Genomic DNA, 11,917 nt, shown 5'->3' with positions numbered 1-11,917 from the left:
CAAAACGAGGTAAAAGAGGCACGGCACGCCGCACAGGGGCCTTGCGATACAAGCGCGCAAGGGTATGAGTATTTTTCGCTATATTGCGTTACCAATAATCCTTATGAAAAAGTTCGCTATCCTCTGCGCTTTCATGGCCATCGTCTGCGCCGGCATGTCCCAGTTTCACGTTTTTAAAAAGAAAGAAGCGGTGCAAGACACCACCGGCACAGCCGTCAAAAAGCCCGTCGCCAAAAAGAAAAACAAACACGAAATCCTCCCCCTCCGCTCGTACTATACGCTCACGGGAAAGGTGCGCGATACGTCGAAGGTTTTCCTGTGGATGGCGATACGCGACAGCGTGATCAAGGGCGTGGTGCGGTATGGCAGGGTAGGGGAGAGCCTTTACATGGGCGACAGCCTGGCGATATACGGCACCGTGGAAAAGGACGGCCGGCTGCTGTTTTGCACCTTTAGCAAAGACGGCGACATGTCCAACGGTTTTGCCGGCAAGATCATCGACGACTCGGTATTCCAGGGGCAATGGTTCAGCATGACGTCCAACCTGGCGCACGCGTGCAACCTCTTCCGCATCGATTCGGTGCCGACGGGCGTCGACACCAACCTGGTGACCGAACGCGTCGAAGGGACGTACTCCTATCATCTGGGCGACCTCGGCGCCGCCGGTGGTATCATCATCAAAAAGGAAGCCGCCGGCGTCATCTCCATCGACCTCGGTTGCGCAGGCGGTCCCCCCGACTACGCCTCCGCCATGGTCAAGTCCTCACAAATCCCCTTCGACGGCACCAACGCCGAATACGACTCCCCCGGCCGTCCCGGCTGCAAGCTCCGCATCCGCGTGTTCAAGGACTTCGTCGTCATCGGCTACCTGCACGGCCTCGGGACCTGCGGCTACGGGACCTCCGTGGAGGGCGTCTTCGCGCGGGTCAAATAGGGTCAAATAAACCTTACCCCTTCCCGCGCCAGCCTCCCCAGCACCGGCTCATATATCTCCGGCAGTGTCGGAATATGCAACCCCGTGAGCCGGAGCGACCCCTCGAGGATCAGCATCGCCGCTATCCCCAGCGGCAACCCCACGGTCCGGGCCATCGCCGTGTGCACCGCGTCCTGGCCTTCCAGTATCAGCGTAGCGGTATCGGTTTGCACCTGACCGTCCAACCGGTAGGTGATCTCGTGCATCATCACCACCATGTCGCGGTCGGAAGGCGCCAGCGGTAAATAAGACTCCAGGGCATATTGCAGCACGTCCGCCGCACTGCACAGGCCGCGATTAATAAGCGAAGAGCTGCTCCACCCCAAAAACCGCAACCGTTCATCGGGAGCAGCGCCAAAGCCCCGGTAGAACTCCGCCAGCGAGAGCCCGTCCGTCTGATACGACAACGTCTCATCGGTCAGTCCCAGCTGTATTACCGAGCGCCACCCCGCGCAAAACTCCGGGTGCCGCAGCGTGGTGCGGATAAAAGTAGGTATCGCCGCCAGCCCATACAGCGGCGCATACCCGAGCGAATCCCGGTTGGGATACCAGGCCAGCGGCCCCAAACCGGGCACGGTGACAAGCCGCGAAGGGTCGAACAAATCCGCGTACCCCAGGGCGACCTCGGCGCCATCCTCCCGGTACCGCGCCCCCGCCTTCCCCGCGAGCACGACGTTCCGCGGGTTCCAGCTGATCTTATAGCGCCAGGGATTGTCGTCGCTGGATGGCGCCACGAGACCCCCGCAGTGCGACCGGAAGGCCAGGATCTCCGCCGAAGCGCCCCGCAGCCGGTCCAGCATGCTCATGGCGCTCATGTGATCGATCCCCGGGTCTAGCCCCATCTCACACAGGAACAATATCCCCCGGTCGCGCACCAAAGGCGCCATCGAGCGCATGGCATCGTCCACATAGGACGCGGTCAGCAAATGCCGCCCCTCCGACAGGCAATCCGACGCGATCAGCTGGTGTAGCAGGGGTGGCATCAGCGAAATGACCACTGCCGCGCTCCGCACCAGCGCCAAACGCTCCTCGGCCTGTGACAACACATCCAACCCGACAGCGTGAGCCGAAAAACCATGCGTCTTGGACAACGCCGCCTGGAGGCTGGCGTCCACGACCGTCAGCGCCACCGGTTGACGCACAAGGAAATCGATAAGCCCCGTGGCCGATTTACCGGCTCCGAATAAAACGATGTGAGGAACCCCCTGCGGATGCATTTCCATAGGGGTCAAGGTAGTAATTTTTGATTATCTCCCCATTTCCCAATACTTTTGCGCCCATGAGACAAATAGCTTTCCGTGAGGCATTACGCGAGGCCATGAGTGAAGAGATGCGCCGGGACAATAAGGTATTCCTGATGGGTGAGGAAGTCGCCGAGTACAATGGCGCTTATAAGGTCAGCCAGGGTATGCTGGACGAATTCGGCGCCAAGCGCGTCATCGACACCCCGATCTCCGAGCTGGGTTTTGCCGCCATCGGCGTCGGCGCCGCCCAAAAGGGTCTCCGCCCCATCGTAGAGTTCATGACCTGGAACTTCGCCGCCCTGGCGCTGGACCAGATCCTCAATACCGCTTCCAAGATGCTGGCCATGAGCGGCGGACAGGTGGGTTGTCCCATCGTTTTCCGCGGCCCTAACGGCTCCGCCGGTCAGCTGGGCGCCCAGCACTCCACCGCTTTTGAAAGCTATTACGCCAACATCCCCGGTCTCAAGGTCGTATCGGTTTCCAACCCCTACGACGCCAAGGGCCTCCTCAAAAGCGCCATCCGCGACAACGACCCCGTTATCTTCATGGAGAGCGAAGTCATGTACGGCGACAAGGGCGACGTGCCCGAAGAGGAATACCTCATCCCCATCGGTAAATGCGACGTCAAACGCCAGGGGACGGATGTGACCATCGTTTCCTATAACAAGATGATGAAGGTCGCCCTCGGCGCCGCCGAAGAGCTGGCCAAGGAAGGCGTTTCCGCCGAAGTCATCGACCTGCGCACCATCCGTCCTCTCGACTGGGAGACCATCCTGGAGTCCGTCAAAAAGACCAACCGCCTGGTGATCGTCGAAGAGCAATGGCCGATGTGCTCGGTTTCCTCCGAGATCGCCTACCGTATCCAGAAGGAAGGCTTCGACTACCTCGACGCCCCGGTCCGCCGCATCACCAGCGCCGACGCCCCCATGCACTACGCCCCGAACCTCGTGGCGATGTACCTGCCGGACGTGACCCGCACGGTGAAGCTCGTCAAGGAAGTCATGTATCAGGTTAAATAAGTTGAAAACTCAGTATATTTGAAAGCCCGACGCTAGCGTCGGGTTTTTTATTTTGCGCCCATGAGAAAAGCCCTACTGCTGATGACGCTGATCGGCGCCACAGCCCACGCTCAATATACGCCGAGCCAAGCCAACCTCGACGCCCGCCGCTGGTTCGACAGCGCCCGTTTCGGCATGTTCATCCACTGGGGCGCCTTCAGCGTCCTGGGCGACGGCGAATGGGTGATGAACAACCGCAACATCAAGGTCGCGGACTACCAGCGCCTGCAAAAGATATTCGACCCCGTTTACTTCGACGCGCACGAGTGGGTCAGCCTTGCCAAAGCCGCGGGGATGCAGTACATCACCCTCATCACCCGCCACCACGACGGCTTTAGCGACTGGGACACCAGGGCGTCGGACTGGAAGATCACCAATACCCCGTGGGGCAAGGACGCGGTCAGGATGATCGCGGACGAGTGCCACAAACAGGGTATCAAGCTCTTTGTCTACTACTCCCTGCTCGACTGGTCGCGCACCGACTACCCTTACGAAACGGGCCGCACCGGTCAGGGCACCGGCCGTACGGAAAAATCAAACTACGCCCACTACCTCCAGTTCATGAAGGACCAGCTCACCGAGCTCCTCACCAACTACGGCGAAATAGCCGGCGTGTGGTTTGACGGTTACTGGGACCAGACCGCTCCCGAAGGCGCGAAAGACCGGACGTCAAAAATCGACTGGAAGCTCGACGAGATTTACGCCCTTATCCACCGGCTCCAGCCCCGGGCGCTGATCGGCAACAACCACCATATGACGCCCTTCCCCGGTGAGGACTTCCAGATGTTCGAGCAGGACCTCCCCGGCGAAAACAAGTCTGGCCTGGACTTCCAGCCGATCTCCAGGCTCCCGCTGGAGTCCTGCGTCACCATGAACGACAGCTGGGGTTTCAACATCACCGACGACAAATACAAAAGCTCCAAGGAGCTCGTCACCCTGCTGGTCCGCGCGGCCGGCTACGGCGCGAACCTGCTCCTCAACATCGGGCCCCTGCCCAACGGTCTCATCCAACCGGAGTTCCAGGAGCGGCTGACCCAAATGGGCGCCTTCCTGAAAGTGTACGGCCCCACGATCTACGGCACCAAGGGCGGTTTCCTTCGTCCGCAGCCGTGGGGCGCGATGACCCAAAAGGGCAATCACGTCTATATCCACATCCTGGGTGCGCTCCCGGATACCATCCCCTTCACCGGGAAGATAAAAACCGTGAAGGAATTCGCGACCGGTACAAACGTACCCTACGAATACAAAGACGGCCATATCGCCATACACCCCGCCCGGATCGACCCGATGGACGAGGTCGTCGACGTGGAGCTAAAATAACGCCGTATGGAGGACGCCTGTATCACCGTCAAGGAACTGCGGGGACTCCTCTGGGAGGAGCTCGGACCCGTATTTGTCCAGGCGGGATACAAGGGCTCCAAGACTGCCGGTACGTTTACGCGTAAGAAAGGGAAGGACTCCGTAATGTTCTTCTGGGACTTCTCCGCCTACTGGCCGATCAGGCAGGAGTTCCGGTTCAAGGTCGTCGTCAATATCGGCGAGATAAAGACGTTCCTGGAAAAAACCTATCAGATCAGCCACCTGACGGAAGAGCCGCCCGCTGCGTTGTTGCTGGCGGAAGGCCACTTCGCCGGCGCAGGTAACCATTACCGTCACGAAGTCAGAACAGCCGACGAGGCCCGAAATGCCTTTCGCCAAACCGCGTCGATCCTGACGGAAGCCGCCCTCCCCCGGATGGCCGACGTCTCGACCCTGACCGGCTTCCAGCGGCACTACCTGAACAACCCCATCGAGATCGCCGAAAACCTGGATCACTATCCCCTTTTCGAGTCGGCCCTGGCCGCCGCCTACCTGAAGGGCGCGGACTGCTACCTGGACGTAGCCGACTACCTGCGGCAGGCCCTCGACAAGGAAAAGACCGCCGGAAACCCTTTCCGGCGGCATTACGAGGTGATCCAGCGCATCGACGCTTACATGGCCAGGAAGCCCTAGGCCCCCGCCGCTACGAGCGAGCGCCCGTATTCTTCGAGGTTGGCCCAGGTCTGCTCGTTGGGCGGCAAATTCCGGCGGCGAGACGTACCTTTAGTCCATGACCCGGGCTAACTACTTGATATTGGCTTTGTTGATAAGCGCGCGAGCCACCGCGCAACAACCAGATTCGGCTAAGCAACTGAAAGACGTCATCATCAACGGTTTCGCCGGCGGCCAACGCCTGTCGACCACCCCTTCCGCCGTCGGCTATATCACCCAGGAAGACCTCCAGCGCACCGCCGGCGCCTCCCTGCTCCCCGCGGTCAATACCATCCCCGGCGTCCGGATGGAAGAGCGCTCCCCGCAAAGCTTCCGCCTGTCGATCCGGGGCAGCCTGCTCCGCTCCCCCTTTGGCGTCCGCAACGTCAAGGTCTACTGGGACGACATGCCCCTCACCGACGCCGGCGGCAACACCTATGTCAACGTCCTGGACATGAACACCTTTCAAAGCATCGAGGTGCTCAAGGGCCCTGGCGGGAGCATGTACGGCGCCAACACCGGCGGCGTCGTGCTCTTCCAGTCCGACACCAGCACCGGCAGCCGCGTCCAGCTCCGCGGCGGCTCCTACAACCAATGGGGCGAGGACGCGATGTGGCAGGCCCGCACCCATAACGCCTTTAACGCGCTCTTCCAAAGCCACAACCAATCCGACGGATACCGCGACCACAGCGCCTCCCACCGCGACACCTACCAGGACTGGGGACACATACGGGTCAACAAGAACGACCAGCTCGACTGGTTCGCCCTTTACACCGACCTTTTTTACCAGACCCCCGGCGGTCTGACGATCCAGCAGCTTTTCCAGAACCCCAGGGCCGCGCGCCCCAGCACGCCGACCATCCCGGGCGCCGCGGCAGCCAGGGCGGCGATCTACGCACAAACCTGGTTTACCGGCGTAACCAACCGGTACACGGCCAACAACTGGACGAACACCACGACCGTGCTCGTCTCCGGCACCCACTTCGACAACCCCTTCCTAACGGACTACGAACAACGAAAAGAACTGACGCTGGAAGCCCTGACCCGCTGGATCTACGACAAAAAAGACTGGCGCGTCGTCCTGGGCGCCGAATACCAGTACACCCGCTCCAAAATCCACGACTGGGGCAACACCGACGGAAGCCCCGACACCACCCAGACCAACGACAACCTGCAGGCGTACCAGCTCCTGCCCTATGCGCAGGCCGAATGGCGGCGTAACAACTGGCTGCTGCTGGCCGGCACGAGCATCAACACCTTCACCTACCATTATATCCCAATATACCCGGCGAACGCGGAGCAAACCATAAACCTCCATGCTCAGGTCCTCCCAAGACTATCCCTCCAATACCAGCTCATCCCCGGCAACCTGAGTATCTACGCCACCGCCAGCCGCGGTTACTCCCCCCCGACCATAGCCGAAATCTTCCCCGGCACCTCGCTGTTCTACAACAACCTCCAACCCGAGGAAGGCTGGAACTATGAGCTGGGTATAAAGTCCTACCTGTGCGACAACCGCCTCCAAACGACGATCGCCCTCTACGATTTCCGCCTCCGCCACACCATCACCCCCCGGTATGACAGCGCCGGTCACGCCTACTACGTCAACGCCGGCAACACCAACCAGGAGGGTCTCGAAGCCCAAATCACCTGGTTTGGAAAAACGGTACGCCTATTCGCCAGCTACGCCCTCCAGGACTACCATTTCACCAGCTACACCGAAGGCACAACCAGCTATTCCGGCCACCCCCTCACCGGCGTCCCCCGCAACGTCCTGGTCATCGGCGGCGACCTAACGATAAAAGGGTTCACCCTGAACGTCACCAACACCTACACCGACAAGCTCCCCGTCGACGACGCCAGCGACGCCTGGGCCGGCTCCTACGACGAGCTCCAGGCCAAGCTAAGCTGGACCCATAAGCACCTCACCGTCCACATCGGCATCGACAACGCCCTCAACCAGCTCTACAGCCTCGGCAACGACCTCAACGCCGCCGGCGGCCGCTATTTTAACACCGCCCCAGGCCGGAACGTCTTCGCGGGCTGTTCGCTGAGAATCCCCTAATTTTACCCCATGTCCAGCATACTGATCATAGACGACGAGAAAGCCATCCGAAAAACGCTCAGCGAGATCCTGTCCTACGAAGGATACAAGATCGACGACGCGGAAAACGGAGAGGAAGGGTTAAAGAAGTTTTCTGAAAAAACATATGACGTCGTCCTGTGCGACATCAAGATGCCCAAGATCGACGGCATGGAGTTCCTGGAAAAGGCCAAGACCGTCAACCCGGACGTGCCCATCATCATGATCTCGGGCCACGGGACGATCGAGACGGCCGTCGAGGCCGTCAAAAAAGGCGCCTTCGACTACGTCTCCAAACCCCCCGACCTGAACCGGCTGCTCATCACCATCCGCAACGCCATGGACCGCCAGACCCTCGTCACCGAGACCAGGGCGCTCAAAAAGAAGGTCAAGCGCACCCAGGACATGATCGGCACCTCGGAAGGCATCCTCCGGATCAAGGATACGATCGAAAAGGTCGCTCCCACCGACGCGCGCGTGCTGATCACCGGGGAAAACGGCGTCGGAAAGGAGCTGGTAGCCCGCTGGATACACGAAAAGAGCAACCGCGCGGAGGGCCCGCTGGTGGAGGTCAACTGCGCCGCCATCCCGAGCGAGCTCATCGAAAGCGAGCTCTTCGGTCACGAAAAGGGCTCCTTTACCTCCGCCATTAAACAACGCATCGGGAAATTCGAACAGGCCACCGGCGGCACCCTTTTCCTCGACGAGATCGGCGACATGAGCCTGTCCGCGCAGGCCAAGGTGCTCCGCGCCCTCCAGGAGGGTAAGATCACCCGCGTCGGCGCCGACAAGGACATCAACGTGGACGTCCGTGTCATCGCGGCCACCAACAAGGACCTGATGCAGGAAGTCGACGCGAAGACCTTCCGGCTCGACCTTTACCACCGCCTGAGCGTGATCCTCATCCACGTCGCCTCCCTCAACGAGCGCAAGGAAGACATACCGGAGCTGGCCGATTTTTTCCTCGGGGAAATAGCCTCCGACTACAACCAGCCCAAGAAGGCCATCGACGCCGGCGCCATCGAGGCGCTCAAGAGCTACAACTGGACGGGCAACATCCGTGAATTGCGGAACGTCGTCGAGCGCCTGGTCATCCTGAGCGGCAAGACCATCACCGAAGGGGACGTGCACAATTACGTCTTCCCCGGATGACCATGATCCCCGTATACTGTATCAGCGGATTGGGCGCCGACAAGCGGGTCTTCGAGCACCTCGTGCTGCCCGGCGCAGAGATGATCCACCTGCCCTGGATACCGCCGGAGCGCCATGAATCGCTCCCCGCCTACGCCGCCCGCATGGCCGCGGCCATCCACCACCCCGAACCCATCCTCATGGGCCTGTCCTTCGGGGGCATCATGTCCATCGAGATCGCCAAGCTCATACCGGTCCGCCGTATCTGGCTCCTGTCCACCGTCAAGCAGCGCAGCGAAATGCCCGGGTACATGCGTTTTGGGAAGTACCTGCCGCTTCACAAGCTGGCCCTGCTGTTCAACCCCCACCGCTGGATGGGCCCCCTGGAAAACTACAACCTGGGCGTCGAGAACCAGGAGGAAATAGACCTCGTGACGGCCTACCGGAACGCGGTAAGCCCCGGGTACCTGAACTGGGCCATCAACGCCCTGATCAACTGGGACGCCCCCGCGCCCCCCGGCAATACCTTTCACATCCACGGCGGCAAGGACCGTATCTTCCCCGTCGGCCTGGCCCACCCGGACGTGGTCATCGCCGGGGCCGGCCACTTCATGGTCCATAACCGGGCGGCCGAGGTAAGCCGTTTATTATTAGACGACTTGCGATAAAGTGTTACTTTTGGCAACTCCAAACGACAAATGACAGCATGGGAACAGTATTATTTATTCTTGGATTGATCGGATCGTTGATTGGCCTGTACGGGACCTTCCGGAAGGCCGGGGTGGAAGCGTGGAAGGGACTCGTTCCCTACTACAACACCTGGATCATGGTCGGGCTCATGCAGAAAAAGAAGGTTTGGTTCTGGCTCCAGTTCATCCCCGTCGTCGGTCAGTTCATCACGATCGCGCTGGTCATCGACTGGGTCAAGCACTTCGGCCGGTATACGCTGATCGAGCACGCCCTCGTGGTTTTTGTGCCCTTCCTGTACCTGCCCTACGTCGGTTTTAGCAAGGATATCAAGTATATCGGCCCCGAAAAGGTCAAGCTTTACAAGAAGTCCGTCGCCCGGGAATGGATCGACGCCGCCGTTTTCGCCGTCGTCGCGGCCACCATCATCCGCACCTTTGTCTTCGAGGCCTATGTCATCCCGACGCCCTCGATGGAAAAGACCCTCCTGGTGAACGACTTCCTCTTCGTGAGCAAGTTCAGCTACGGGCCCCGGATACCCGAAACCCCGCTGTCTTTCCCCTTTGTACACAATACCATGCCCGTCACTAACGGGAAGTCCTACCTGGAATGGGTCAAGTGGCCCTATATCCGCTGGTTCGCCCGGCCGGTGGAAAGAAAGGACGTCGTGGTCTTCAACTTCCCGGTAGGCGACACCGTGATCGACCTGCCCGAATACGGCTCCGTCGTCACGTACTATTCCGCCGTCCGCCAGAAGGGCAGGGACGCGATCCTGAACGACCCGGACAACTATCCGCTGATCATCCGCCCCGTCGACAAACAGGAGAACTTCATCAAGCGTTGCACCGGTATCGCCGGCGACACGCTCAGCGTGGTCCACGGCCACGTCGTCATCAACAGCGTGGACCAGGGCCTGCCCCCCGAATCGGAGATGTTCTACCACATCACCACCAACGGGAAGCCCATTTCCCCCGACTTCGTAGAATCCAACCTCCGCATCGACCTCGAAAGCGACACCGCGATCGGCAACACCAACGGCGGGAACTATAGCTCCGACGGCAGCACCAACTACCTCATCAACCTCACCCCGGACATGGTCGACCAGGTAAAACACCTGCCCAACGTCGTCTCCGTCCAGCTCAACGAGGAGACGCAGGATTCCACCGACCTCTTCCCCTACGACCGCGCGCACTTCCACTTCTACCGCGACAACTACGGCCCCATCTGGATACCCGCCAGGGGCGCGACCCTGACGCTGACCCCCGAGAACATATCATTATATCGCAGAGCGATCTCCGTCTACGAGAAGAACGATCTGGAAGAGAAAAACGGCAAGTTTATCATCAACGGCGTCGAGACCAACCAATACACGTTTAAGATGAACTACTACTGGATGATGGGGGACAACCGCCACAATTCCCTGGACTCCCGTTACTGGGGCTTTGTCCCCGAGGACCACGTGGTCGGCCGGGCTTCCATGATCTGGATGAGCTATGGCACGGGCGGCCTGCGCTGGAAACGCGTGATGCGCATGATACACTAAGCGCCTCCCCCGGTATGCGGCACGAGCACCTACATATCGACTACCAGGTCTACGCCACCGCCGCGGACCTCCCGCCGGACGACGCCGCCCTGCTGCGCGAGGCACAGTCCGCGACCGCGCTGTCCTACGCCCCCTATTCCAACTTCCACGTCGGCGCCGCCGCCCGCATGGCCTCCGGCGCCATCGTCCGCGGCGCCAACCAGGAGAACGCCTCCTATCCCGTCGGCATCTGCGCCGAACGCACCCTCCTGTCCGTCGCCGCCACCCTCCACCCCGGCGAAACCATCGACACCCTCGCCGTCACCGCCGCCGAAATCCACGAGCCCATCAGCCCCTGCGGCCTCTGCCGCCAGTCCATGCTGGAGTTCCAAAACCGGACCGGCCGCCCCTTCCGCCTGATCATGGGCGGCGCCACCGGCCCCGTCTACGTCCTCGAGGACGCCCGCGCGCTGCTGCCGCTCGCCTTTACCAACGAGGACCTGCGGCGATGATACGGATACTCATTCTCTCGCTGCTGGCCTCCGCTGCCCACGCGCAGGACACCCTCACCGCCCGCGTCACCCACACCGTCAATGGCGCACTGCCGCCGGTCATGGGCCGTGTCGCCCCCGACACCTATATCCAATACGGCTCCGCCACGCTGGTCCCCGGCACGAACAGCATCGGCGGCGCCGACTGGGACGAGCTCCTCTTTATCAAAAAAGGTATCGCCACCATCGCCAACGGAAAACGCCTCGGCCCCGGCGGCGTCTACCTGATCCAGGCCGGCTCGGGCGCCGGGATCGCCAACGACGGCCAGGAATCCCTGGAGCTCGACTATATCCATATAAGGACAACGGACCGCAACGGACAAGCCGGCCACGACACATCCCTGAACTGGGCCGACCTCCCCGTCAAAACCACCGCCAAAGGCGAGACCCGTCAAATCCTCACCTCGACCTCCGCCCACTTCCAAAAGATCGACCTCCACGCCACCACCCTCAACCCCGGCGAAACCAGCCACCCACCGCACGTCCACCCGGAAGCAGAAATCATCCTGGTCCGCGAGGGCGACGTGGAAGAGCTCATCGACGGAAAACCCTATCCCGCAAAAGGGGGCGACCTGGTGCTCCTCACACCCGGCTCGCCCCACAATATCCGGAACACGGGCACGACGCCCGCGGTCTATTACGCGCTACAGTGGCGCTA

Annotated in this window: 11 protein-coding genes; 10 read left to right on the top strand and 1 reads right to left on the bottom strand. The window is 60.9% G+C overall.

Translation table 11 applies throughout. From position 1 onward, the window contains the following. The first annotated feature begins 103 nt into the window (after positions 1-103). Positions 104-934: a hypothetical protein gene (locus tag VL547_RS08340; RefSeq protein ID WP_325577194.1), complete on the top strand. Its 831-nt coding sequence runs from the start codon at positions 104-106 to the stop codon at positions 932-934. A gap of 2 nt (positions 935-936) precedes the next feature. Here VL547_RS08340 and VL547_RS08335 read toward each other — a convergent pair whose 3' ends face one another. After that, complete coding sequence (locus VL547_RS08335) at positions 937-2,196, bottom strand: saccharopine dehydrogenase C-terminal domain-containing protein (RefSeq protein WP_325577193.1); 1,260 nt, start codon at positions 2,194-2,196, stop codon at positions 937-939. Positions 2,197-2,252: 56 nt separating this feature from the next. Between VL547_RS08335 and VL547_RS08330 the strand changes: the two genes are divergently transcribed. The 9 genes from VL547_RS08330 to VL547_RS08290 all read left to right on the top strand — a co-directional run. Further along, the gene (locus VL547_RS08330; RefSeq protein WP_325577192.1) at positions 2,253-3,236 is read left to right on the top strand and encodes a pyruvate dehydrogenase complex E1 component subunit beta; all 984 of its coding nucleotides are present in this window, start codon (positions 2,253-2,255) and stop codon (positions 3,234-3,236) included. Between the two features lie 60 nt (positions 3,237-3,296). Further along, a complete protein-coding gene (locus VL547_RS08325) occupies positions 3,297-4,595 on the top strand; it encodes an alpha-L-fucosidase (RefSeq protein ID WP_325577191.1) in 1,299 nt (432 codons plus the stop codon). Positions 4,596-4,601: 6 nt separating this feature from the next. After that, positions 4,602-5,267 carry a hypothetical protein gene (locus VL547_RS08320; RefSeq protein ID WP_325577190.1) on the top strand — a complete coding sequence of 222 codons (666 nt, stop codon included), beginning with the start codon at positions 4,602-4,604 and terminating at the stop codon, positions 5,265-5,267. A 121-nt stretch (positions 5,268-5,388) separates the two neighbouring features. Beyond that, a complete protein-coding gene (locus VL547_RS08315) occupies positions 5,389-7,350 on the top strand; it encodes a TonB-dependent receptor (protein ID WP_325577189.1) in 1,962 nt (653 codons plus the stop codon). Positions 7,351-7,359: 9 nt separating this feature from the next. Next, on the top strand, positions 7,360-8,520 hold the full coding sequence (locus VL547_RS08310) for a sigma-54 dependent transcriptional regulator (RefSeq protein ID WP_325577188.1): 1,161 nt from the start codon (positions 7,360-7,362) through the stop codon (positions 8,518-8,520). Further along, the gene (locus tag VL547_RS08305) at positions 8,517-9,167 is read left to right on the top strand and encodes an alpha/beta hydrolase (protein WP_325577187.1); all 651 of its coding nucleotides are present in this window, start codon (positions 8,517-8,519) and stop codon (positions 9,165-9,167) included. The genes VL547_RS08310 and VL547_RS08305 overlap by 4 nt, the downstream gene beginning before the upstream one ends. A gap of 38 nt (positions 9,168-9,205) precedes the next feature. Next, entirely contained in the window at positions 9,206-10,729 is a 1,524-nt protein-coding gene (lepB, locus tag VL547_RS08300) for a signal peptidase I (RefSeq protein WP_325577186.1), read from the top strand. Positions 10,730-10,743: 14 nt separating this feature from the next. Continuing rightward, positions 10,744-11,220 (top strand): cytidine deaminase, encoded by a 477-nt coding sequence (gene cdd, locus VL547_RS08295; RefSeq protein WP_325577185.1) that lies wholly within the window; start codon positions 10,744-10,746, stop codon positions 11,218-11,220. Beyond that, positions 11,217-11,917, top strand: a 701-nt coding sequence (locus tag VL547_RS08290) for a cupin domain-containing protein (protein ID WP_325577184.1), incomplete at its 3' end; no start/stop codon positions are given. The genes cdd and VL547_RS08290, both read left to right, overlap by 4 nt.

Origin of the sequence: Dinghuibacter sp. (assembly GCF_035492835.1) — a bacterium.
GTDB lineage: Bacteria > Bacteroidota > Bacteroidia > Chitinophagales > Chitinophagaceae > Dinghuibacter.
Note: the sequence above shows the minus strand (reverse complement) of the source record. Positions and strands in the feature narration are given on the sequence as shown.